At 41.9% G+C, this 24,831-nt stretch carries 20 protein-coding genes and 1 tRNA gene; 10 read left to right on the forward strand and 11 right to left on the reverse strand.

What is annotated here, in order from left to right; translation table 11 throughout:
• Position 1 precedes the first annotated feature (1 nt).
• The 5 genes from LC608_RS27275 to topA form a co-directional block, all read right to left on the reverse strand.
• A complete protein-coding gene (locus LC608_RS27275; RefSeq protein ID WP_229556566.1) occupies positions 2 to 2,683 on the reverse strand; it encodes an HD family phosphohydrolase in 2,682 nt (893 codons plus the stop codon).
• A gap of 242 nt (positions 2,684 to 2,925) precedes the next feature.
• The gene (locus tag LC608_RS27280) at positions 2,926 to 3,864 is read right to left on the reverse strand and encodes an ADP-ribosylglycohydrolase family protein (RefSeq protein ID WP_229556567.1); all 939 of its coding nucleotides are present in this window, start codon (positions 3,862 to 3,864) and stop codon (positions 2,926 to 2,928) included.
• Positions 3,865 to 3,957: 93 nt separating this feature from the next.
• Positions 3,958 to 4,407 (reverse strand): type II 3-dehydroquinate dehydratase, encoded by a 450-nt coding sequence (aroQ, locus tag LC608_RS27285; protein WP_229556607.1) that lies wholly within the window; start codon positions 4,405 to 4,407, stop codon positions 3,958 to 3,960.
• A gap of 22 nt (positions 4,408 to 4,429) precedes the next feature.
• The gene (locus tag LC608_RS27290; RefSeq protein WP_229465963.1) at positions 4,430 to 4,570 is read right to left on the reverse strand and encodes a hypothetical protein; all 141 of its coding nucleotides are present in this window, start codon (positions 4,568 to 4,570) and stop codon (positions 4,430 to 4,432) included.
• A gap of 506 nt (positions 4,571 to 5,076) precedes the next feature.
• The gene (gene topA / locus LC608_RS27295; RefSeq protein WP_229556568.1) at positions 5,077 to 7,725 is read right to left on the reverse strand and encodes a type I DNA topoisomerase; all 2,649 of its coding nucleotides are present in this window, start codon (positions 7,723 to 7,725) and stop codon (positions 5,077 to 5,079) included.
• A 421-nt stretch (positions 7,726 to 8,146) separates the two neighbouring features.
• Here topA and LC608_RS27300 point away from each other — a divergent pair, with 421 nt between their 5' ends.
• The 3 genes from LC608_RS27300 (at position 8,147) to LC608_RS27310 (ending at position 9,229) form a co-directional block, all read left to right on the forward strand.
• Positions 8,147 to 8,356 carry a hypothetical protein gene (locus tag LC608_RS27300; protein ID WP_229556569.1) on the forward strand — a complete coding sequence of 70 codons (210 nt, stop codon included), beginning with the start codon at positions 8,147 to 8,149 and terminating at the stop codon, positions 8,354 to 8,356.
• Between the two features lie 70 nt (positions 8,357 to 8,426).
• Positions 8,427 to 9,032 carry a hypothetical protein gene (locus tag LC608_RS27305; protein ID WP_229556570.1) on the forward strand — a complete coding sequence of 202 codons (606 nt, stop codon included), beginning with the start codon at positions 8,427 to 8,429 and terminating at the stop codon, positions 9,030 to 9,032.
• A complete protein-coding gene (locus LC608_RS27310; RefSeq protein WP_229556571.1) occupies positions 8,993 to 9,229 on the forward strand; it encodes a hypothetical protein in 237 nt (78 codons plus the stop codon). The genes LC608_RS27305 and LC608_RS27310 overlap by 40 nt, the downstream gene beginning before the upstream one ends.
• Positions 9,230 to 9,329: 100 nt before the next feature.
• Here LC608_RS27310 and LC608_RS27315 read toward each other — a convergent pair whose 3' ends face one another.
• A complete protein-coding gene (locus tag LC608_RS27315) occupies positions 9,330 to 10,946 on the reverse strand; it encodes an iron uptake porin (RefSeq protein WP_229556572.1) in 1,617 nt (538 codons plus the stop codon).
• Between the two features lie 340 nt (positions 10,947 to 11,286).
• Between LC608_RS27315 and LC608_RS27320 the strand changes: the two genes are divergently transcribed.
• The 5 genes from LC608_RS27320 (at position 11,287) to LC608_RS27340 (ending at position 14,722) form a co-directional block, all read left to right on the forward strand.
• Positions 11,287 to 12,297 carry a metal ABC transporter substrate-binding protein gene (locus tag LC608_RS27320; RefSeq protein WP_229556608.1) on the forward strand — a complete coding sequence of 337 codons (1,011 nt, stop codon included), beginning with the start codon at positions 11,287 to 11,289 and terminating at the stop codon, positions 12,295 to 12,297.
• A gap of 58 nt (positions 12,298 to 12,355) precedes the next feature.
• On the forward strand, positions 12,356 to 13,132 hold the full coding sequence (locus LC608_RS27325) for a metal ABC transporter ATP-binding protein (RefSeq protein ID WP_229556573.1): 777 nt from the start codon (positions 12,356 to 12,358) through the stop codon (positions 13,130 to 13,132).
• 88 nt (positions 13,133 to 13,220) lie between these two features.
• A complete protein-coding gene (locus tag LC608_RS27330) occupies positions 13,221 to 14,090 on the forward strand; it encodes a metal ABC transporter permease (protein ID WP_229556574.1) in 870 nt (289 codons plus the stop codon).
• A 75-nt stretch (positions 14,091 to 14,165) separates the two neighbouring features.
• Positions 14,166 to 14,238: transfer RNA gene (locus LC608_RS27335), tRNA-Phe, on the forward strand.
• 322 nt (positions 14,239 to 14,560) lie between these two features.
• Complete coding sequence (locus LC608_RS27340; protein WP_229556575.1) at positions 14,561 to 14,722, forward strand: hypothetical protein; 162 nt, start codon at positions 14,561 to 14,563, stop codon at positions 14,720 to 14,722.
• Positions 14,723 to 14,743: 21 nt separating this feature from the next.
• Here LC608_RS27340 and LC608_RS27345 read toward each other — a convergent pair whose 3' ends face one another.
• The 4 genes from LC608_RS27345 to LC608_RS27360 all read right to left on the reverse strand — a co-directional run bounded on the left by LC608_RS27345 (position 14,744) and on the right by LC608_RS27360 (position 20,927).
• Positions 14,744 to 16,471 carry an NFACT family protein gene (locus LC608_RS27345; RefSeq protein ID WP_229556576.1) on the reverse strand — a complete coding sequence of 576 codons (1,728 nt, stop codon included), beginning with the start codon at positions 16,469 to 16,471 and terminating at the stop codon, positions 14,744 to 14,746.
• Between the two features lie 485 nt (positions 16,472 to 16,956).
• A complete protein-coding gene (locus LC608_RS27350; protein WP_229556577.1) occupies positions 16,957 to 18,090 on the reverse strand; it encodes a cyclopropane-fatty-acyl-phospholipid synthase family protein in 1,134 nt (377 codons plus the stop codon).
• Positions 18,091 to 18,635: 545 nt separating this feature from the next.
• Positions 18,636 to 19,502 (reverse strand): calcium-binding protein, encoded by an 867-nt coding sequence (locus LC608_RS27355; RefSeq protein WP_229556578.1) that lies wholly within the window; start codon positions 19,500 to 19,502, stop codon positions 18,636 to 18,638.
• 165 nt (positions 19,503 to 19,667) lie between these two features.
• Complete coding sequence (locus LC608_RS27360; RefSeq protein WP_229556579.1) at positions 19,668 to 20,927, reverse strand: glycosyltransferase family 4 protein; 1,260 nt, start codon at positions 20,925 to 20,927, stop codon at positions 19,668 to 19,670.
• Between the two features lie 150 nt (positions 20,928 to 21,077).
• Between LC608_RS27360 and LC608_RS27365 the strand changes: the two genes are divergently transcribed.
• Positions 21,078 to 21,827, forward strand: coding sequence for a DUF429 domain-containing protein (locus LC608_RS27365; RefSeq protein ID WP_229556609.1), 750 nt, complete (start codon positions 21,078 to 21,080; stop codon positions 21,825 to 21,827).
• A 493-nt stretch (positions 21,828 to 22,320) separates the two neighbouring features.
• On the opposite strand, the gene LC608_RS27370 is transcribed toward LC608_RS27365, so the two are convergent.
• Positions 22,321 to 23,694 (reverse strand): glycosyltransferase family 1 protein, encoded by a 1,374-nt coding sequence (locus tag LC608_RS27370; protein WP_229556580.1) that lies wholly within the window; start codon positions 23,692 to 23,694, stop codon positions 22,321 to 22,323.
• A gap of 835 nt (positions 23,695 to 24,529) precedes the next feature.
• Here LC608_RS27370 and psaK point away from each other — a divergent pair.
• Positions 24,530 to 24,790, forward strand: coding sequence for a photosystem I reaction center subunit PsaK (psaK, locus tag LC608_RS27375; protein ID WP_229556581.1), 261 nt, complete (start codon positions 24,530 to 24,532; stop codon positions 24,788 to 24,790).
• Positions 24,791 to 24,831 lie beyond the last annotated feature (41 nt).

Consider the following 24,831-nt stretch of genomic DNA (forward strand, 5'->3'; position numbering starts at 1 on the left):
ATTACGAATTTCGCACAGCACCATTAGCCTTCAACTTAGGATAAGCAATCCGTTTGTGATGAAATTGCTGCCAAACATCTACAAATATCTGGGCAATTTTTGACATTTCTTCTCGTGTTAATCCTGAATCTACGAGTTGATTGTCTTGCCATTTGGCACGCAGAATATTATTTAGCATAGTTAAAGCTTGTTCAGTCGAAACATCTTTAAGCGATCGCTTTTCTCCCAGAGGTTTAGCCGATGCTTCAAGCGATCGCAGCGCTGCTTCGCAAGAATCTGCTAACATGACAATTCCTGTTTCCCGTGATTGAGGAATCGGGCCATCGTAACGAAAATCTGCATCGTCTACTGTTAAACTTGGATCTGCCTGCGCCATTTGCTGGGCTTGATGATGGAAATAGGCAATCAGCATCGTTCCCTGATGCTCTGGAATAAAAGCTTGAATTGCTGTCGGCAAAAGGTGTTTACGCGCCATCACTAACCCTTCCGTTACGTGCTTTTTGATAATTTCTGCACTCTTCCAAGGATCTTTAATCTCTGTATCATGTTTATTCGGCCCTCCCATTTGATTTTCAATAAATCCAAGAGGGTCGTGCATTTTGCCAATATCGTGATATAGTGTGCCAGCCCTGACTAGTTCAACATTGCATCCTAGTTGTTTGGCAGCAGCTTCGGCAAGGGTAGCGACAAGCAGCGTATGTTGAAAAGTTCCAGGAGTTTCAGTAGCGAGTCGTTTTAATAAAGGGCGGTTAGGGTTCGCCAGTTCCGCTAAACGGATTGGGGTAACTAAATCGAAAACTTTTTCTAGATAAGGACTCAAGCCTAAAGCTACAACACTCCAGCCTAAACCGGATAAAGCAAACAATCCGGCTTCTCGGAGGACGAGATACCAAGTTGAACCAAATGCTTGACCAATTAAGATTTTAACAACCAGATAAATACTGCCCTGAGTTAAAGCGATCGCAACACCTAATAATGCTAATTCTTCACGCGATCGCAATCGTTGCGCTATGTAACTACCTAATATTCCTCCCCCTACACAAGCTAAAAGCGCAGCCTTGCTTATATCCAAGCTAATAGCTAATATTGGCAACAGCAGTCCGACAACTGTTAACGCCAAAGTGGGGCCGTAAAAGCTTCCCAACAATAAACCAAGGGCACTCCAGGTGGTATAAGGCAATCCCATCGTTACCAATGCTGGCACACTCAAAGTCAGCAATAACACCAATAGGCGATCGCGTTGTCGCAATTCGTAATTGACATGCCGTTCTACCCAGACAAAAATACCAATGGCGATCGCAATTACACCTGCTAACTTCACTAACTCGCGCCATTTTACCTCGCGGCGAACCAGGTGATAATGCTCCAGCACCTTAAAGTTCCATGCAGTAATCTGCGCTCCTTTTCTGACAATCACCTCACCATACCGTACCTTCACCATCACGGGTGGCACCCCAGCAGCAGCCTTTTGAGCGTTTTCTCTGGTTTGTTCTTCATCTTTTTGCAGATTCGGCTTGAGTACAGCTAACAAAAGCTTCTTTGCTAAAGATTCGGCGGATTCTGGTACAAAGGACTGCAATTGTAAACTCACCGCATCCTGTAAGATATTTTTTGGCAGTCCTTGTGGGATACCTTGGGTGAGAATCCGCTCTGCACTCTGATGAATTCCCATTTGTGTTTTTCCCCACTCCTCATCTGACAAATTCAAAAGTAGGGATTCCTCATATACTGCTTCTGGGGTAACAGTCTCTAACTGTAAAAGTTTGGCAGTGGCTTGGGTGTATCTTTGCCGTGCTTGGGAAATTTGGGAAATCACTAAAGACAAGTTTTTCTTAGAAGTGAGGCGGTAAGATTCTAGTTCTGCCACTGCTTGAGTAAAGTCAGTGTTTTGAGAAAAATCAACAGGCTTTGTCTTCTGTGGCGTTGGTGTTGTGCGCCGTTGGTGTTCCTGATTGGGTGCGGATGAGGCGGTGGTTTGTCCTGTTCCTTTCTGATGCTGATTTTTAGTATTTTCTACAGCTATTAGCAGTGCTTGCCATTCCGAATCAGGACAAGAGCGGAGGTAACGCTGGGTAGAGATGGACAAAACTAGAGGATCAAAAAAAGGAAAAGCTCCAGCAACGGCGCGAATTTCGTTGCCATCATCTAGAAGTCGTTGCAAATTTTCGTTGATTTGCTCGTTCATTGGCACATTAATCATCAACACCTGTAAGGATGTTTGACTAACGGCTTGGCGCTGTGATTCTGTTTTTTTCTGATCTTCGATGTTAGCTGTGTAAGGCGCAGTTATTGTTTGGGGCGCGGGATTTCCTACTTGAATTTGAGTCTGGTTGTATAATTTATGCCCTATAACGCCAGTGAGGGACACTAGAGCGATCGCTAAAATTACCAAGGAACGCTGTTCATGTACCCAATCTAAAGCAACTGTATAAATAGTACTCTTAGTTTTGACCGATTTTGTTTTTGACTGGAGCGCTCTTTCTTGTTTTCGGCGCTCGCTTTTATCGTTAGTTTTTGATAAAAATAGAATTATATTCTTAAGCACAGTCCTTAGAAGTTCCCTTCTATGGGTTTTGCTATTGGGACTTCTCATTAACTTTCCCTTACGGCGTAGTCCTTTGTACTGTCGCCGCCAGTTAGTCAATTGCTGGGTTAAGAACTGCAAAAATTGCTTTATTTTCATTATTTCTGCCTGCAATTGCTGACTTTGATGGTTCAAAATAAGACAATCATCAGGGAAGTTTGATTAGCGGCTATCGCAACTCCAGTAACGGAGCCTAATTAAAGCTGATTTGCCACAATAGCTACCTACAGAATCAGTCCAAAGTTTTTCTGAAAAATTCTAGTATATAAGTTTTTTAGTTTTTGGCTAGATTGGTAGTCTTCAGTGTTTAGTACCTACACAGTTATTCGGTAAAAATAGGATTAACGCGAGCGAATAACGCGAGGAGCTGCGTAAACTGAAAGCAAATCCACCTCACATTCCTCCTCAGTTAACTCCCTTGGATTTAAGGTAAGATCATACACTCCCGACCACACCGCCACAAATGCATCCGCCAATTTTAACATTTGGGAAAAGCTAGTTAGTCCCCATCTTGGAGAATTCCTCTGTAAGAGCAAGACTTGCCAATTTATCGGAATTCCGCCTATACCGTTATATGCTCCTGACAAGGCACCAGTAATTGCACCTGTAGCCTGTAAGTTTAGAGGCGTAGCATGTTCCATGAAATTGCCATTGTGAGTAGCCTGCAAAACTGCCAGCCGAAAGTCTTCCAAGGTACTCAAAAAGCAGTAGAACGCCATAGCAATAGTGCTACTGAGCTGTTCTTCTTTAGCAAACTCAGCTTGCACCCTTGATAATCCTGCCCCTTGCTCTAATAAATCCTGAACTATTAATAATTTTTTTGGTATTGATGTCGGCGTTTGCCCGAGAAAAGAAATTGTTTGTGGGATGAGGGTTCGGGGGTTAAGTTTTTCAGTTAAGGCAAGAGCGATCGCATATCCTACTGCTAGCGTTCCATCCCTTATTATTGGGTCATCCTCCCAGATTTTTAGGACATGCAGCAAGTTTTCCCGAAGCTTAATCGGATTTTCGTGAAAAAAAAGTGCTACTGGTAGTGTCGCAAGAATTATTTTGATCGATATGTTATCAGTTGCTGCTAAATGAAGAGATTCTTGTTGCTGACGCGCTATCCAATCATCTAAATCTAATCTACCAAACACAATCAAACTCTCAGTACCTAGAACCGTCATTCTGCCCAAATCCAGGTAACTCTGAGACTTTATATTACCAGTACCTAAACTTTCTCCCAGGAATGCTCCGAGTAAAGTACCTCTAAACCGACTTATAGGAGAGTAACGCATAAATTATCTAGTTAAAAGCGAGGAGTCAGGAGTTAATGAAATATTGCTAATTCCTAACTTTACTACCAACTACCAATTCCTAATTCCTAACTTCTAACTCCTAACTCTTAAATGATTCACCAAAGCTTGTAAGCCCAACAAGTAACTTTGTTCGCCAAAACCACTTATTTGCCCAATCGCTACTGGAGCGATGTACGAATGATGCCGAAAATCTTCCCGACGGTAAATATTACTTAGATGTACTTCGACTGTGGGCAAGTTAACAGCCGCGATCGCATCTCGCAATGCCACACTTGTGTGGGTATATGCCCCTGCATTAATCAAAATCCCGTGATGTTGTCCTAATGCGGCATGAATAGTATCTACCAAAATTCCTTCATGATTTGACTGCACAGAAAAAACTTTCGCCTGTATCTTGAATCCCTCTTCTTCTAACAGGCGGTTAATTTCAGCTAGAGTCAACGCACCATAGATTCCTGGTTCTCGCTGTCCTAGCAAATTTAAGTTTGGCCCATGCAGCGCCAGAATGCTTAAGGGTTGCAACGTCGAGTTGAGCACTTTGAGATTAGTGGCGACGACGCGAGCGATCGTTTACAGGAATCGGAATCAGTTCCGGTTCCGGTTCTGCCTCTGGCCCAAACAGGCTCTCAATTAGCCTCCGTGCTAATTCCTTAACCTTTTCCAGCACCTTTTCTATATAGTCCATGAACTGACGACTCCTGAGATACTACCTCAATTTTTGATTAACAGGTACGCAGAAATTGGTATATTTTCGCACCTCTGGCTTCCAACCGGGCTGATAAACAATCCCGTGTTTGGGACATAAGCCACTTCTAAAATTTGGCGTTGTGTTTTCCCTTACTTTTTAGAGTATCACACTTGCACCTACTGAACTGCATCCTATCAAGGATGGATATTAAGGGTCAAGAGTTAGGGATCGAACTTGGACTCTTGACTACGAATTGATTTACGATAGCGTAGCGTAAAGCCAACTCTTAGAGAGGCTCTGCCAACGGTATGGCAACTCTTGGAGACGCTATGCGTAGCTTGCTTCTCCGTAGGAGTACGCTTAGAGCGACGTAGGAGCGTTTTTTAGATTTTAGATTTATTTCGCTTACCAGGCGCGGGGAATGAACCCCAAAATTCTTTAAATCCAAAATCGTTCGACTGAGCAAAGTCGAAGTCCAAAATTCAAAATTAGCTGACTTGCAATTAACCTTCTGCGCCCTTTTTTTTCGTAGAGGTTGTTGACTTAGCAGTTGACTTAGATTTGGAAGTCGTTGATTTAGTCGTTTTGCGAGTCGATTTCCCTGTTGATGCTTTAGCTGACAACAAGTTCAGCGCCTCAGCCAGGGTTATATTTTCTACCGTTTGACCTTCTGGTATACTCACATTAGTTTTGCCATGCTTGATGTAAGGGCCGTATGGGCCATCGTAAATGTTAATTGTTTCTTCATCATCTGGATGTGTACCCAATTCGCGTAAAGCTGCCTTGGACTTGCTGTTTGTGGAACTACGTCCTTTTTTGGGTTCAGACAATAATTCCAATGCACGTTCTAAGCTAATCGTCAATACATTATCAGCAGCTTTTAGAGAACGGTAGTCTTTCCCCTCCTTACCCTGGTCATGAACCACATAAGGGCCAAAGCGCCCCAAACTTGCTTGGATTTTGCCGCCAGTGACTGGATGAACTCCCAATGTCCGGGGTAGTGCCAACAGACCAACAGCCATTTCCAGGGTAACGGTTTCTGGGGTAACACCTTTGAGTAGGGAGGCTTGTTTCGGTTTGGGGTTTTCGTCGGTTTTGTCACCCAATTGGACATAAGGGCCATAGGCGCCAATTTTCACATAAATCGGTTCGCCAGTTTCGGGATGCCGACCTACCTGGTCAGGGCCTGTGATTTTTTGTCGCAGCAATACTTCTACCTGTTTGGGGTCGAGGTCGGCTGGTGTCAAGTCTTTGGGAATTGAAGCGGTGATAACTCCGTCACCATTTTCAACTTCAATGTATGGGCCATATTTGCCAATGCGGACTTTGGCATCTAGATTCTCCAGTTCTACAGTCCTAGCTTTGGTGGCATCAATTTGACTTTCCTGTTCTCTTACCAGGGTTTCTAGCCCTTTCTCTCCCAGATAAAATTGCTGCAAGTAGGGTAGCCATTTCGCTTCACCTGTGGCAATGTCATCCAGGGTTTGCTCCATCTTTGAGGTAAAACTAGGATCAACAACGTCCGGGAAATATTTTTCCAGTAAGTCGGTGACGGCGAAAGCGGTGAAGGTAGGAATAAGAGCGTTACTCACCAAATGGGCATAACCTTTGTCAATGATTGTGCCAATGATGCTGGCGTAGGTACTGGGACGACCGATACCTTCGCTTTCTAAGGTTTTCACCAAAGTGGCTTCGGTGTATCTAGCTGGCGGTTGGGTTTCGTGCCCAACTGCTTCTAGCTCTGTACAATCGGGATGATCTCCTACTTTCAAATTCGGCAAAATCACTTCCTGGTCTTCTAGTGCTGCTTCGGGGTCGTCTGAACCTTCGACGTAGGCACGTAAGTATCCTGGAAATTCAATCCGTTTGCCAGAAGAACGAAATCCAGCGTCCTCGACTTGTAATTGCACGGTAATTTGAGTTTGGCGGGAATCAGCCATTTGACAGGCTACAGTCCGCTTCCAAATCAAATCGTAGATAGCAAGTTCTCGACCGCCCAAAGGAGTTTCTTGAGGGGTGCGGAAGGTGCTACCTGCTGGACGAATTGCTTCGTGCGCTTCTTGTGCGCCTTTGGATTTGGTGGTGTATTGCCGGGGTTGGGGACTAAGGTATTGTTGACCGTAGAGCTTTTCTACACAACTCCGAGCAGCTGCGATCGCTTGATCTGACAAATGCACCGAATCTGTCCGCATATAGGTAATATACCCCTGCTCGTACAAATTCTGGGCAACCCGCATTGTGTCACGGGCTGAGAGGCGCAATTTCCGGTTAGATTCTTGTTGCAACGTCGAGGTGGTAAACGGTGGTGACGGTTTGCGCGTCACTGGGCGTTCCTCCATCTCGATAACATTCCAGGTTTTCCCAGTTAGGCGTTCCTTGAGGGCTACCGCTTGATCTTCGTTTAGCAACAAGACATTGCGACCTGCGGTAATTTGTCCCGTCGTTGCGTCAAAATCACTGCCGTTAGCGATTTTGGTTCCTGCTAATGTTACCAACTGGGCAGCAAAGGGGGTTTTTTCCTTTGACAAACTAGCTTTCAAATCCCAGTACGTACCCTCATGGAAAGCGCGGCGTTGGCGTTCCCTAGTGACTAAAAGTCGGACAGCTACAGATTGTACTCGCCCAGCAGATAATCCCCAGGCGATTTTTTTCCATAGCAAGGGAGACAGGGTATAACCCACCAGTCGATCTAAAATCCGCCGCGTTTCTTGGGCGCGAACCAACTGCTCATCAATATTGCGGCAGTTTTTCAGAGCTTTTTTGATCGCCTCTTGGGTAATTTCATGAAACACCATCCGCTTAGTCGGAACTTTCGGCTTCAGCAATTGGTATAAATGCCAACTAATGCTTTCACCTTCCCGGTCTTCGTCCGTTGCCAGAATCAGTTCATCTACATCTTTGAGGGCTTCTTTGAGCTGGGTAACAATTTTCTTTTTGTCTTTCGGGACAACATACACCGGTTCAAAGTCGGCGTCCACATTTACCCCTAGCTGCGCCCATGATTCCCCTTTGACGGCAGCAGGAATTTCACTAGCCGACTGGGGGAGGTCACGCACATGACCCATAGACGCCTCCACCCGATAGCCTGCTGGCAGGTAGTTGCGAATGGTACGAGCTTTGGTTGGAGATTCGACAATGACGAGAGTTGACATGGAAATTTCAATAAAAAGAAGAGCTACTAAGCTAAACAGTCAAATTGAGCTAATTTTTGCAAATTGTCAAGATAAAAGGTCACGCTTAGGGCAGTGATTTAATCCTCACATAAACTGCCTGCTTGGGATAAAATCTGCTGAACTTATGGCCCAGTCTGTCCCACAGGGTAGAGGAGGAGAACGCTGGGTGTGAATTTCCAGCTATTTCAATCTTTAACTTATCTAACGCATAATTGGCGACTACAGTTTTCAAAATATCATTGGGGAGTAGGGAGTGGGGAGTGCGGAATGGGGCACAAGAGAATAACTATTGTATTGCCCAATGCCTAATGCCCAAATTCCTAAGAGCTTGTGCCAAAATTAAACCAAACTTGAGAGCAAAAGCGAAGTGGGTTTGTACCCATGTCAGGAAAGCAAAACCATGAAACCGATTCGCCAAGGTGATGTAATCTTACTGCCTGTGCAGCAAATTGAAGGACAAAAAATACCTCACTTAACTTTGGCAGAAGGCGAAGTTACGGGGCATAAGCATCGCATTACTGAGGGAGACGCAGAATTATACGATAAAGATAGCACACTCTATTTGCGTGTCTTTTCAGAGTCGGCCTTGCTTGCCCATGAGGAGCATTAAGCTATTTCTATTTTCCAAGGTGACTGGATGGTGAAAATTCAACGGGAATACGAGCCTGAAGGTTGGCGATATGTCGCTGATTGAAAAGTTAACGCCTGAGCAAGAGGCTTTGATTCCAGTTTATCGGGAAAAGTGGAGAGCGATCGCGCTTTCAACTGAGCGAATTGATAAGGAAAAAGCAGCCGAAGCGGTAAAAGCTACTTATGTTGCAATGGATGTTGAACAGCCTGAAATTATTTTTTGTGATAGCCCTTATGCAGCTTACAACTGGATGCTAAAACGACTGTCACCTCAATTAATCGAGAGTTACCTTCGTGAACCAAATAATTTAGGAAGCTTATTCTCAGGTCATTTCTTTCAAGAACTTTCGAGTCAATTAAATCAACAGCTTGGAGACCAAGTACATACACAGTTAAATAACTGTCTCTATTTAGTGGCGGATCATTCCTTAAATCATGAAATGCTCAATAGCTTACTTGACAATTTTAGTACTCAATTAAACGAGCAGCTAGAGGATTCTTCATGGTGGATAGAAACGCAACTTCATGACTGCTTTAAACCTGAAGAACACGTTGACTGGATGACTGAGTTTGATTTCTGTATCTCTGTCCTCAACATTCTTTATCCTCAACATGAATGCCAGGAATTTGCCAAGAATTACAGGCAATTGAATTAGATTTTTGGAAAGAATATACTCTATTAAAAATAGATAACGATGTCGATGAAGAAGCAATTTACTTATTAAAAATGACTTGCCCCAGTACAGGATTTATTCACGCCTTGCGAGTTCCACCGAATATGAACTCAGCGCATGAAGCAATTCACTGGGTAAATTGGGGAATTGATCCAGAAGAATTTGCTGTGCAAACCTGAGTTTATCAAGCCCAGCATTTGGATTGAGTTTTATTTTTGATATCACACAAAAGAAAAGACGCAAAAGTTAAATTTGCGTCTTCTTTAGAAATTTTGAAAATTAGAAACTGAATGTGGTTCTCAGTGCGCCAATCACAACATCATCGTTGTCATTGTTATGATCTGGCGATGTTAACCAGATGACTCCTGGGGTAATGGTGATATTGTCAGTCAGCTTATACTGGTAGAACGCCTCAAGATGATAGGATGTATCCTGATCTCTATCTAATCCTGCGATGTTAGAACTTGTTACTCTCGGCTCTACACCAGCGATGATACCTGCTAAGTTACCTTCTCTACCAAGGTCGGGAAAGCCGAGAGTGACGGCATAGTTCCAAATGTCAACCTCTCCACGATCGCCATTTAATGTGCGGCTGTTGGTGTATCCAGCCCAACCACCTAAGACGATATTATCAGTGATGCCGATGGATGCTTGGACACCGTAAGAATTACTGGAAAATCGGGAATCTAATGTACCATCGCCATCTAAATCCAAGGGTGCGAGATTTGCTGCATTGCTACCTGTGAATAGTGGTTGATTATAGGAATTGATGTAAGTTAAACCAATAGTAATGCGATCGCTTGGTTTAACAGTCAACTGTGCCAGCGCACCATAAGAACCATTGAACAAACCATTATTGGGCGTTGGGTCATTAGCTGTACCACTCAAATACCCTAAACTTAGTGCCAATTTGTCACCGAACTCGTGCGTTACTCCCAACCCCGCGCCGCCTATCTGATAATAAATTGGGTTGCGTGTACCAAAGGTAGATAAAGCACCAAAAGCACCATCACCGTCAAAAATATTAACAGTAGTGGTAAGGTCATCTGCTGCACCTGCGTTGGCAATAGCCACAACCTCTGTTTTTTCGCCCAAGGGAAATCTGTAGAACAGTGCATCTATGGCAGCATCAGTAGTACCGTCCCCAGTAAAAAATAAGTTGCCCTCTGGTGTACCAATGTTAGGGCTGAGAATATTATTAGCCTGGATTCTGGTAAACAGCGTATCTTGTCCTGTGAAGCTGGTCACAAGTTCTATCCGCGCTCGTGCCCCTAAAGTTGTATTCTCGTCTGTAATTTCTGCACCGTTGACTGTATTTCCTGACAAAACATCGCTAACGACTGCGATAACTTGTCCTTGCAGTTTGGTTGTGGTTGAGAACTGATTTGCCTCCAATTCAGCACTGCGTGCTTCTACTGCATCCACACGACCTCGCAGTGTTGCTAGTTCGGCTGAAAAATCTTGTTGCAGCTTTTGTAATGTGGCTAAATCTTGTTTGTTAACTAAATCGCCGGTGGCTGTAGCAATTAATTCGTTAACCCGATCAAGACAAGCATTCAAACCAGCAGCAAACTCATATCGTGTTAATGCCCGATTACCACGATAAGTGCTGTTTGGGTATCCTGCAATACACCCATAGCGCTCAACCAAAGACTGCAATGCTTGGAATGCCCAGTCGGTGGGTTGCACGTCGGAAAATTGAGACACTGAGGTAACTTGCGCCGTTATCTGATCTGGCGCTATGTTCGTAGCTCTTATGTCTGGATTAGCTAAAACTTGTGGTTGATTGATTTCAGACGTGTTGGATGTTTCACCTGCAAACGTAGCAGTATTAAAAAATAGAATGACACCGCAGACTACTGGATTAACTAGCAGATATTTACAGAATTTTTGCATTTCTCCCCTCACACTGATCTCCAATTCACACCCAAACCACGTTTTTTTAAACGTGTATTTTATGAAAATATTTGTCAACAATCTTATCAGAAGTAAGCAAACTTTTTAACAAAAGAAGTCAAGAGATCCTAATTATTTAGGGAAAACTAAATTGCAGAGGGCTGTAACATCTGAAAAAGTTTTGTTGTTATTCATTACACAGGAAACCCCGAATGATATGATGTGCTTTGAATGAGAATGAGAATTATTATAGTATAAAATCAATAATCAGTCTCATTGTCAATAGGAATTGTGACAGAGGCAGAACAAGCATCCGTTTTAAAGGGAAAATACCGTGATGATGAATTACAGAGGACTTAGAACAGGCAGACAAAGAAGCGGCATCTTGTCTATAATTGCTCTGCTAATGTTGTCAATAGCTAGCTGTAGCCAATCGAATCCGAATCAGGGAACAGCTTTTGAACAGTCGCCGCAAGCACAGGAAGCTGCTTCTACGCCGTCGATGCAGGCGGGAAAAACTAAAGTAGTGACAACATTTTTGCCGATATATTTGTTTACTAAGGCAGTAGCTGGAGATGTGGCAGATGTAGAAATTCTAGTGCCACCTGGTACGGAGGTGCATGAATACCAAGCGACACCACAAAATGTCAAAGCGATCGCAACTGCGAATGTGTTAGTAAAAAATGGTTTAGGTTTGGAGGAATTTCTGGAAAGTACTGTCAAAAATGCCCAAAATAGGAAATTAGCTGAAATTGATGCTAGTAAAGGTATTAAACCCTTAAATGAAATTTCACCCGTTGTAAAAACGGCCCAAGAGGAAGAAGACCACGACCATGAACACGCCCAAGGTAATCCTCACGTTTGGTTAGATCCAGTTTTGGCAAAACAGCAGGTAACTAATATTCGGGATGGATTAATTGCTGCTGACCCAGCGAACAAAGCAACTTATGAGGCGAATGCTGCGACTTATATTAAAGAATTAGAAAGTTTAAACAGCGAATTTCAGCAGACTTTGCAGAAAACTCCTAGTTGTACCTTTATTACCTTTCATGATGCGTTTCCATATTTAGCTCAACGCTATAACCTCAAGCAAGTTGCTGTGGTACAAATTCCCGAAGATCAACTTTCACCAACGGATGTGCAAAATGCAGTCAATGCAGTGAAAAAGTACAAAGTTAAAGCTTTATTTAGCGAACCAGGAGTAGATAACAAACTTCTATCCAGCCTCTCCAAAGATTTAAAATTAACTTTGCGTCCTCTGGATTCTCTGGAAACTGGCGAAACAGATCCACAGCATTATTTCAAGGCTATGAAAGCTAACTTGCAAACTCTGCAAACTGCATGTAAATAAGTTAGGAGTTAGGAGTTAGGAGTTAGGAGTTAAAACTCATAATTTATCAATTTAAATAATGAATAATAACATTGCTATTTTGAAAGTAGAAGGATTAACTGTCTATCAAGGAAGCTATCTAGCTGTTCGAGATGTTTCTTTTGAATTATTGCCAGGAACAGATACAGCTATAGTCGGCCCCAATGGTGCTGGTAAAAGTACTCTGGTAAAAGCGGTTTTAGATTTGATACCTCGCAGTTCTGGTACGATTGAAGTTTTAGGTCGTCCAATTGCAAGGCTGGGGCGTTTACGTCATCTGTTGGGCTATATGCCACAAAACTTCATTTTTGACCGCAGCTTTCCCATTTCTGTCAGCGAGTTAGTAGGACTTGGATGGGACAAGGAAGCGAAAAAAAGGGATTTATTTTTTTCCAAGCTGTGGAGACAAGACCGAGAAAAATCGGCAGCCGTAGCAGAAGCTTTACGGCGAACCGATGCTTATCATTTACAGCATCAAGCTATTGGTACTCTTAGCGGTGGTCAACTCAAGCGGGTTTTATTGGCTTACTGTTTGGTAATGCCTCGCAAACTCTTGGTACTAGATGAAGCCTTTGCTGGTGTTGATGTACAAGGTTCAGCAGATTTTTACGCTTTGCTAAATGAATTAAAGCGTCAGGAAGGTTGGACGGTATTGCAAGTTTCTCATGATATTGATATGGTAAATCGCCATTGCGATCGCGTGCTTTGCCTGAACCAAAGTATTGTTTGTACTGGTAAGCCAGAGATTGCCCTTTCACCGCAAAACTTGTTAGCAACCTACGGCCCAGGTTTTAGCCGTTACCAGCATCAACATTAAAATAATTCGTAATGACGCTCCTACGTCGCTACCGCTACGCTAACGTAATTCGTAATTAGACTCCCAGAATTAGTTAATGTCCATAAGTATGAATTTGTTCAATGATTGTCAGATAGCAAGGCTAGCGATCGCCAGTAGCAATGACTTGGTAAGCTTGTTAACATTCCCCTTTATGCAGCGTGCAATCGTAGGTGCTGTGTTAATGGGAATACTTGGCGGGATGTTAGGCAGTTTTGTCACTTTGCGCCAGTTGTCCTTTTTCAGCCACGCGGTTGGTCATGCAGCATTAGTAGGTGTAGCTTTAGGTGTGTTGCTACAAATAAATCCGACTTGGATGCTGTTACCTTTCACGTTGGTTTTTGGGGTTATTGTCCTCTACTTCATCGACAAAACCGATTTAGGTAGTGATAGCGTCCTTAGCATAGTGCTATCTGGGGCATTAGCGATCGGTGTGATTCTCACTAGCCTAATTAAAGGATATCGTGGCAACTTGATGGCTGTGCTATTCGGCGATATTCTAGCGATCGATACCACAGATTTGATTTTGACGCTGCTAGTACTTGTGGGAGGCAGCATATTTTTACTATCAACCCTGCGGCAGCAAATTTTATTAACCCTTAACCCCGATGTAGCGCAAGTTCAAGGTATTCCCGTCCAGTTGTACCGCTACGTGTTTGTGGTCTTGCTTTCACTCGCCGTTGCTGTAGCGATTAAAGCTGTTGGCGTTTTACTAGTGAATGCCTTTTTGGTTATTCCCGCCTCTACCGCCAAACTGATGAGTCATCACTTTAGCCGTTTTCTAATTATGTCGGTGATAGTTGGTTCCATCAGCAGCATTGCTGGCATCATTGTGTCAGGTATTTTCAATTTTGCTTCTGGACCAAGTATTGTTCTTGTTCAATTTCTACTATTTGTAGCCGTTTTCATCTGGTTTAAGTTGAATTTGAAAGCCGCATAAATCTTTTTTCTCCAAGGGCTTGCTATTTTATTGGATGTTTGCTACATTTATTAATCGTGGCTCACAAAAGCCCCAGCCGGGATAGCTCAGTTGGTAGAGCAGAGGACTGAAAATCCTCGTGTCACCGGTTCAAGTCCGGTTCCTGGCATACCATTAAAACCCCTGAAGGCTCACGCTTTCAGGGGTTTATTGTTTATCCAGAAACTCTATTTCAGCGATTGTTATTGGTGTAAAGATGGGTGCTTTTAGTCCACGTTGACTATTTTTAGACATGTTTGGCTAATCTATAGGGGTAAAGTTGGATAAATCAGAGCGCACTGATTAAAAAACAAAAAGACCAGCCTCCCACAGCTGGTCTATAAAATTTTTTTTGCGTTGTCTTCTCAAGAGAGTTAAAACCCAATGCGCGTTCCCAAAATGCAACGGGCAACTTTTCTTAACAATATTGTAACAGTCAACACAAATTTTTCGTGAAACTTCATCAAAAAATATCCGAACAAAGCTTAAAAGCTTCTATCTATCAGGATAATTCAGCAAATCGCAGGGTAGAAAAGGAGTGGAGTAGAGGAGCAGGGGAAGTAGGGGAAGTAGGGGAAGTAGGGGAAGTAGGGGAAGTAGGGAAAAATTCTTAAATTTTGACAAATGACTAATGACTAATGACTAATAACCATTTGTGGTTTTCCCCAGAGGATGCTTTCCTGCTTGTAAATTGCAATTCCCGGTTTTGCTCCTTTGGGTTTGTAGACGTGTTTTAGCTGAGTGTAAACTACTGGCACTTGTTCACTCTGACGGGCGCGACTGTAGTAGGCGGCAAGATTAGCTACAAATTGCAAATCAACTTCTTCTGCAACAGCACCGGGTTCTAGACGTAGTAGCACATGGCTCCCTGGAATTTCTTGAGCGTGGAACCATAAGTCATAATCCCCAGCTACACGAAAGGTCAATTGGTCATTTTGGCGATTGTTGCGACCGATTAATACTTCAAAGCCGTTGGGGGTAAGGTAACGATGAAAGTTGGTGCTGGGGGGTTCATTGGCACTGCGGCTGCGATATTCTGGATCTTCTAAATACTTTTGTCCAATCAACTCTTCGCGGATTTCTTCTAAAGCTCGCAAATCTTCTGCTGTTTGGTAGGTGTCTATCTGAGTGATCGCAGCTTCTACTTGTTCTAAATACTCAATTTCTGTCTGCACTTCTAATAGTAGCGGTTCGACGGCAGCACGAGCGCGTTTGAGCTTTTGGTGCTGTTTGTAAAGACCTTGGGCATTTTGGACGGCATTTTTATCTGGCTGGAGAGCGATCGCTACTGGCAAATTTGTATCAAAATCAGCAAGGATAATTTCTTTCATCCCCGGTTCCCAGTTTTGCAAGTGAGCCATCAATAAATCAGCTTTTTGCCGATACTCATCGGCTTTATCTGATTGCTGCAAGCGCGTCTTAAAGGTTTGAGCTTTATTCCGCAATTTCGCCAGAATATTATTCAATTTCTGACTCAACTGATGGCGCAATTGAGAAAATAATTGTTGGTCAATTTGGTTACTGTAGTAGCGGTTGAGTAGCTCCTGGATATTTTTGACCTTTTCAACTGCACCCCAACCCATTACGGTGTAGCCATCTTTTGTCCAACCGGGTTGAAATTTACTGGAATTCAAAGCTTGCAGCCATTCTTGCCAGCGTTCAAATAGCCGTCGCCAGTCGTCGGGGTTAAGAGTATCGGTGGATGTTTCTGGTGCGAGATTTGCTTCTAACAGCATTAACTCTAGTAGTGCAGCACTCAAGCCACTATAACTTTTGAGCAATTGCCGCTTGATTGCTCCTGGCACTAAACTTACCCGTTCTTGCCAACGTTCTTGAGATTCGTTCAAACTGGGGACAGTTCCAGTCAGTTTTGGCGGTGTTTCATAAGGTTGTCCAGTTTGGATGGGACGGACACTAGATTGTTGCTGACTGACTTGATGGGCTGCGGTGATAATTATATTGTTGGCGTCGGTGAGGATGACGTTGCTATACTTGCCCATGATTTCTGCATAGACATGATATAGGGCGGTTTCTCCGGGACGACGGGCAAATTGCAAATCAATAACCCGCTCCCAAGGGGCGATCGCTTCAATCGCCACCAGTGCTAAACCATTCAATTGGTGTACTAGTTGTTGGCTAAAGGTAAAGGTATCTGGCGATCGCGGTGGTGGATCGCCGATGCAAATATGTGCAGCTTGAGGATGCCAAGAAATTTGTAGCCAATCTCGCTGTTTCAGGGTGCGTAATGCCATAGCAATAGTGTAGCGATCGCGCTGGTAAACCTGTTCTAAGCGTGATGGTAGCCAGTTAGCGCGGATTTCGCTACAAGCAGCTGTGAGAGTGGTAAAGTCAACTGGTTGCAAAGCGATTAGTTATTAACATTCAAATGGTAGCGATCGCTATGCTTTTATCTTAGTTTAGTCAAAGCATAACAGACCTCAACTATCATAACGGTTACTTGGTTTGGTGATAGCTAAGGGACTTCCAAATAAAAAAATATACCATCGCTACAGAGGCAGGGGGACAGGGATATCTTAGCTGGGGGAGGGAAAGTCGTAGTGAAGTCCAGAAATTGGATAATTTATTTTTTGGAGATCCCTAACGCAGAAATCTATTATTCAGACAGACTCTTAGAGACCATTTATAAAGCAAACCTTAAATTGTAAAGTGCATTAAAGCAGCGCGTAACCCACTTTACTTAAAATTTACTTTATAAATAGCCTCTCAGCCAAGAATCCAAGGATTTAACATTTTGAAGATATTTTTGTGAAGAAGGCATCTTTAGCCAGTTAAATAAGGACAGGCAGAATGTCCATTCCCTAGCAGGCGAAACACTAGCTTTTATCAGTTAAGCATGAACCATTAAAAATTGACCATTACCATTATATTCTCCATCGCAACTAGCAAAATTGCGAATAAACCATATCAAATAAAATCTCCATATCCGGCGAAACTTGGCATAATCCATGCCATAGTTTAATGTTTTTATTGTTGTCTGGTTCTCGTCAAAATTTTGTAACCAGTTAGTTAGTGTTTTAGAGTAATTAGAGCCATTAAGATACCATCTTTGAATTGTTTTGAGGTCTTGTCTATGGCTAGGAACTGCATCGTAATTCCAGTACCGACCGTGTGGAAAAATATATTTGTGAGTGTAAACGCTAGACATATTGTTAGGGATGCGGACTGTGATGATGTGAATTAAAACTTTGCCATCATCCTTCAGAAACGAAGCTAATTTTTTAAAAGCTCCCGTTAAGTTACCAACATGACAAAAAACACCAATCGAGAGAATTTTATCAAACTTCGTCTCGAAATTTGCATTATTCAAATCACCTTCATATAGGGTAAACCGATCTGAACTGAGATAACTGTCAGGATCTTGCATTTTGCGGCGTATATATTCACATTGCTCGTGGCTCAAATTAAGACCCGTAAATTTGACATTGGGGAACTTAGAAAGAATGTAATTAGGAACACATCCCCACCCGCACCCAAAGTCTAAGATATTGTCTCCATCCTTGATGTCTAGCTTTTCAATCACATCATCAATCATGTGCATCTGTGATTGTTCAAGGTTTAATGCTCCTTTTTCCCACAATCCCATGCTGTACTTAGGATAAATGAGTTTTCCCTCCCCTAACATAGTATTCAGCATGGCTTGAGGCAAGTCGTACTGAATTTTCATTAGTTCCCGCGAGCCTTCGGCGAGATGATCAGTTTCTTTTAATACCCATTCATACGGTGCTAGTAGGGATGGGAAATACTGAAAGAAAATTGGCATACAGGTGTCGAAAAGCGATTCTAGAACGGAATCAGGAACTTCTAATCCGTTGATATAAGCTTCCGCCACTGCCATCTGAACTGTGTTAACTACCTCAACCGCCCCACGAGTTGCTTGGTATGCTAATGGACTTTTAATATTTATATCTCCCACAATAGGGATATACTTTTCTATTTCTTGCAGCAGGGTACTAGTAGTCATAGCTATAACTCCTAAACAAGCATTAAAATTATCCTACATGAGTATAATAATTAGATTTTTTTAGTTTTTTAACACCAAAACGTAAGAAGTTGTAACATACATTTAGAAATATTTATCTCCAACACGTCTACCGCCACTTTAACTTGATAAAACGTAAGGGTACTAAGGGAAAATGTCTTATAACTCAATACGCTTGGGTTAAGGATAATTGTAGGTTGGGTCTACGTTCCTCAACCCAACCTACCCAAATTTATTTTTCTGGCTTAACTGAACCGTATTGTCTTATAACTTGGCATTAACTGCGTTTATTTCCGATAATTGTTTGGGCGTCAGGGTGTTATTAACTCAACTCGTTTCCGTTTCTAGCGGTCTATCAAGTTTAAATTGATGGATAACTAAGTTCGTAGTAAGGACTTTAGTCCTTATCCTCTAATCACGCTTTGTGTTACTACAAAACCGCAAAACTAGCTTAGGCATTGTACTAGTGGCAGTTGGTTGCGATCGCCCTTCAAAAACCGTATTAATTGATGATTACCTTGTAATATTCACCTTTTTGCTAAACCCACCTGTCCTCCAATTAGCCCCAAAAATCCTGTTCCAAAGTGCTGAATCTCCAAAAAAGTTGCTTGCTCTGGTGAGGTTTTGTAAATCCGAAATGTTTTCATAATTCCCAAGGTGGCAGCACTTTCTAGAGGCCCAACAAAGCTAATATCTCGGTCGAGAAAATAAGGTTGATTAGCCCAATAAGTCATCTGATTTGCATTCAAAAAATAGCAGCCTGCATGAGGATTGAGGGCACGACAAAAGGTAATTGGTGCATTCATAATTGTACCTTTGAGTTCCTGTTGCTCCTGCACATTTTGAAAGGGAGCAGTTACTCGCAAAGCTAAATCTCCATCAATGTAAGCTTTGTGAACCAAAGCGTAAGGGGAAACTTCATAACGATTTGGCTGGAGCAGATTTAAATCACCTGCTTGTTGGGTAAACCAGTTTAATTTTATAAAAAACCAAGGATCATAGATAATTAGGTCATCTTCAAGGAAGCAGTAGTAATCATACTGACCGAGACAACTTTGCAGGATAGCTTGGCACTCAAATCCTAAAAGTAGAGGTTCTGCATTGCTAGAATGATGCCTATATAAATGGGATGGTAGGGGAAGCTGATTCAGAAGATGATTATCTTTGGTTGTACAAATAACAATATCTAATTCGTGAGATTGCGGCTGGTTAGCAGGGAAAGCCATTCGTTGAGCAATATTGATGATACTTTGAGATTTACCAAATAATTGGTGTAAGGCGGTAAGGCTATTAGTTAACGCCTGTAAGCGTGGTTGCGGGTCTTTGCGTTGGGAAGCATGACGACCCTCACTGCTAGGTTTGAAATAATGGGCAATGGTAAAAATAATTCGCATTTTAAATATTGCTCTCTGTCATTTTTCATTTTTCATTAGTTATTGACCAATAACTAATAATTAATATACTTATTACAAAAGTCGTTTTCTTCAGCTTTTATTTGCACCTTTGCTTGAGGCAAAAAATATTTATGCAAGAGGTTAATCACTGATAACGAATATTATCTAATTTTTGCTAAATCCCTTAGAAGTTGGACGCTTTTTCAAACTATTAGAATTTTTGCCAGCAAACATCCATTGCAAATGCTGTGGTAATAGTTTTGCCAAATCATAACGCTTCAAAATAGTCTCTCGCGCATTCGCACGAATTGCTTTCATTTCTTGAGGATTATTCAGTGCTTCTTCAATCCTATTAGCAATATTCTGAGGAGAGAAGAAATCTACCAGCAGTCCATTTACCCCATCCTGTAAGACTTCCAATACTGGCGGAGTCTTAGAAGCTACTAGTAAACATCCTGCTGCCATGACTTCTAACATTGACCAGGATAAAACAAAAGGACGAGTTAAATAAACATGAGCTGAAGAAGCTTGCAAAACCTGAAGATACTCATTGTAAGGAAGCCTATCTGTAAAGTGCAGCCTCGATAAATCCAAAGATAATTTTTCTAACATTAATTGTTTATAAGTCTGACCATCAGGAAGGTTTTTTCCATAAGCCACCCTATCTTCTCCCACAACTACCACATGGCACTTAGGTCTTCGCTGCTGAATTAGCGCCACCGTTTCCATAAACTGCGGAAATCCTCTATAAGGTTCCATCCCCCGTCCCACATAAGTTACCAACTCTTCCACATGGGAAAGATCCAGATTTATTCTTGGTAAAACTAACTTTGCGCCTGGTTTAGGAACAAAATATTTGGTATCAACACCATCATGAATTACAGTGATTTTGCTATGATATTCTTTGGGAAATTGCTGACGCTGCCAATTCGTTGGAGAAAGACCGCGATCGCAGCTATATAAATCAGTCAAAATCGGCGTATTTTTTACGCGGATGCGGCATTCATCATCAGCATTCAGTGGTTCATTGGGATCAAAATCTGCATCGGAACCATGAGCATGGTAAAACCACTCGAAATAACATAATAATTCTGCTTTAGGGAAAATATCTTTCATAAATAAAGTTGGCCCCCAACCAGAATGACCATAAACTATATCTGGAATGAAACCTTCGGACTTTAATTTTTCTGACACGCGATAGACAGCCTGCGCGGTGAGAACAGCATTTTCCAGGTTGCGAACGTAATGGTGGGTTTGGGGAGCAGCTTCACGAGAAGGAGTGTAAATAGCTTTAAAAACGCCAGGTATTTCGCCTTCACGACGATTTGTTCCAAACACGACTTGGCAATTAGGATCTTTACCTAAAACTGTCGCTAGGTTGCGAAATTGAGAGGGAAAATTGGGATGTAGAAATAAAACTTTCATTGGAATAATCTTGATTAATTTATTGCGACATAAAATAAATTAAGACAAGCTATTTAAGATTATAAGATTATTTATCACAATTTTTAGCAAGTAAATTTAGGTGAATGTTGCCGCGAAATGCGAAAATAATCGCAAATTCGTGTTATGACCATGAAATTTATTGGCATTGATTTAGGCTGGAAATCTCAACCAAGTGGACTATGCTGTTTAGAATGGATAGATGGACAACTGCAACTACTTGATCTAGATCGTAAAGAAGCCATTGCAGACATCCTCACCTGGATTGATCAAAGCGTACAACCAGACGAACCAGCTATCATCGCCGTAGATGCACCTACCCTCATACCCAACTCCACTGGAAGTCGCCTCCCCGACAAACTCAGCCACAAGTACTTTGGTAAATATCATGCAGGATGCTACCCAGCTAATCAAAAGCTACCCTTTGCAGAACGCACCATTAACTTTGGCTTAGAATTAGAATCACGCGGTTTTGCACACGCACCCACCATAGAACCGCAAAAACTCAGCAGATATCAAATAGAAGTCTTTCCCCACCCAGCAATCGTTAACCTATTCAACTTAGAACGCATCCTCAAATACAAAAAAGGACGACTCACTGAGCGCCGCCTAGAACTAATCAAACTCCAAAATTATCTTCTCGATATCCTCCCCTCATTCTCTCCTCCTCTGCGCCCTCTGCGCCTCTGCGGTTTGTTTCCCTCCGAAATTCCCACCACAAGCGCAGCCCTCAAAGTAGTTGAAGATCAATTAGATAGCTTAATTTGCGCCTATGTTTCTGCATACTGGTGGTATTGGGGAGAACAACGTAACTTAGTATTGGGCGATCGCACCACTGGCTACATTATTATCCCCCAAAGAATGTTAGGGACTTCCAACTAAAAAAATAATCAATTGTTTTGGAAGGCAGGGGGAGCAGGGGGAGAAAAAATTGGATAGTGACGTTGGATGTAGGAATTGAGTAATTTAATTCTTGGATGCCCCTTAGCCTAAAATTGTAATTTCGTAATATTTAACTCAAAGAGGTTTTATGCAAGGAGTTAGTTATAACTTGAGTTTAAAAGAGCTTTATAAAATTAATGATCGTCTCTGGCTAGAGGAAACAATCAAACTATTCAAAACTAATCATTTAGAAGAATTAGATTTATAAAATACTTCGTCTAGTCACCTAAAGATTTACTTTATAAATGGTCTCTAAGCTAATGGCTATATAAAAAAGCTAAGTAATATCCACTAATTGAACTAATAATGGAAATCACTCAGCCTAGAGAATATTTAGAATTAATGATTGAGTAATGGTGAGTAACCACTAGGAAAATAAAATTATTGCTTACTTCCGAGTTACCCATTAACCATTATCTGTTACCTAAGAGAATTATTTAGCAACCAAAACTGGTTGTTTTGCTGTTGACTGAACTAATTCGACTGTTGACTCCACTAGTTCTTTTGCTGCTGACTGCACTAATTCGGCTGTTGACTCCACTAGTTCTTTTGCTGTTGACGCTACTGGTTGTGGCTGCAACAGTCCGGTGTAAAGTTCACTCAGTTGATGTGCTACACCATCCCAGCTAAACTTAGTTTCGACACGCTTTCTACCAGCTTTACCCAATTCATCTCGCCATTCTGGAGCTAAGAGAATTCGGTCAATGGCAGATGCAAAGGCATCTACATCTTGTGGTGCTGCCAATAAACCAGTTTCTTCATTAACTACAGTAGACTGAAGTCCGCCGACATCACTTGCTACCACTGGTGTACTACTTGCCATCGCTTCGATCGCTACGAGTCCAAAAGGTTCGTAGTGACTGGGAACAACGCAAACATCAGCAGCTGCGTAATAAGTTGGCAAAATATCTTGACTCAGACGACCCGCAAAAGTGGTAAAGTCACTCATCCCCAATTCGTTGACGATTTGCTCAATGCGATCGCGCTCAATACCGTCGCTGTTACCTGGAGTACTGCCACCACCAATAATTAGCTGGAGATTTTTGGAGTCACGTAGCTCAGACTTGTTTACTGCACGCACCAAGGTTTCTATCCCTTTGCGTGGGTCAAAACGCCCTACATATAATACTACTTTGGCTTCTTTATCAATTCCCAATTCAGCCCTGGCTGCTTCTCGTGCAATCGATCCAAAGCGCTGAATATCTGTACCGCAGGGAATGATGTCGATATTACCTTTAGTGGAAACTAGCGATCGCATGTGTTGCTGTTCTTGCGGACTTGTCGCTACAATTCGCTCTGCTTTTTCCAACACGTCTTTTTCCACTGCTAATCGCATACTAGCAATCTGAGGAATATCTTCTATAGTGTTATACTTGACGGCTCCTAAAGAGTGGTAGGTGTGAACCTGTTTACTATGTTGGATTTTGTTTAACTCCATCCCCACCCAACTAGAGAGCCAATAGTTAGTGTGAACTAATTGGTATGTAAAGTCATTTTTTAATTGAAATTTGAGGAAATTATCCACAAATTCTGGCAGAAATTCAAAAATTTCATCTCGCGGCACAAACTCAAGGGGGCCAGCTTTTAAACGAATAGTTCGGCAATTGTCGCTGTGTTTAACAATCGAGTCTTGCTCCAGACTCACTTTGCGAGTAAACATATCAACTTGCCATCCCAGCTGCGCTAGTGCTTCACCCACGTTACGCACATAAACATTTTGTCCCCCAGCTTCTTCTTTCCCTATTTCAATCGCCGGGTCTCCGTGGACGGAAATCAAGGCGATACGTTTTTCGGTGGTAGAGTTCATAGTTTGTGTGTTGCTGATTTTAACAAAGTTTTAAGCTGTTCCAAACTCGTGTATAGCACACTTGTCCGAATTGTTTAGGAACCTTAATTAATATTGATTTTAATTTACTATGCCTAATATTGTTTTACATCTTCTGCCAGAAGTATACTATTAGATTAAATACAAATATTTAATTTCTTTAGATATAGAAAATTTTTATCTTTAGATTTCATCCTTTTGATAGATGAAAATTATATTTCTCTTATAGAAACTATAAAATTTTTGCAAAAATCAAAATTGCTGAAAAGCTTATAAATACTTACTTTGAGCTTAGTATTCTCTCTTATTTCAAGTCGGATTGCTATATTAATTCAAAATATCTAATGCTTTTGATAGATAAAAATTATAGTTCTCGTCTTCTTTGTGCAGATATAATGCCATAGATACATGCATTAACGTGAGTTTGAGGAAGGGAAAAGCAACCGGATGCACAGGGTATTGTAAAGAAAGTAGTCCGATGAATTAAGCTTTTTGGCGATTTTTGCCTAATACCAATTCCGTATGAAGATGCACAGAATATTAAACAAACCGCCCTTCGGGTTCACCAGTCGCTTACGGCGGGAAACCCGCCTACAGCGCTGGTTCACCAAGTACGCCAAGAATAGAGAGTTACTCATTTAGTGCAGCTTCACATTAAATTGGTATAAGTCCTGAATTAATGCCGTTGAACCCATGTTGTATTAAGTAGTGAGAATAACTGTTAAATATTGATGCAAAATCGGGTACTTTCTGGAATTTGCTTCGGAAAGTCTCAGATTATATTTGCAATCATTAATAAATTTCAGGAGCAAATCAGGTGTTTAGTTCAACCTTACTCGCTGCCGCAACCACACCTCTGCAATGGAGTCCAACAGTTGCACTGATTATCATTATTGTTAATATTGTTGCCATTGCCTTTGGTAAATTTACCATCAGATATCCTAACGCAGAACCAAAACTACCCTCAGCTAATTTATTTGGTGGTTTTGGTTTACCAGCCCTTTTAGCAACTGCTGCCTTTGGTCATATCTTAGGAGTGGGCGTCGTCTTAGGGTTGCATAACCTGGGAAGAATTTAGGTTTTTACCCAAGCCTTTATTCGATGATTACTTGTCTCCAG

The organism is Nostoc sp. XA010 (genome assembly GCF_020829625.1).
Taxonomy (GTDB): Bacteria; Cyanobacteriota; Cyanobacteriia; order Cyanobacteriales; family Nostocaceae; genus Nostoc.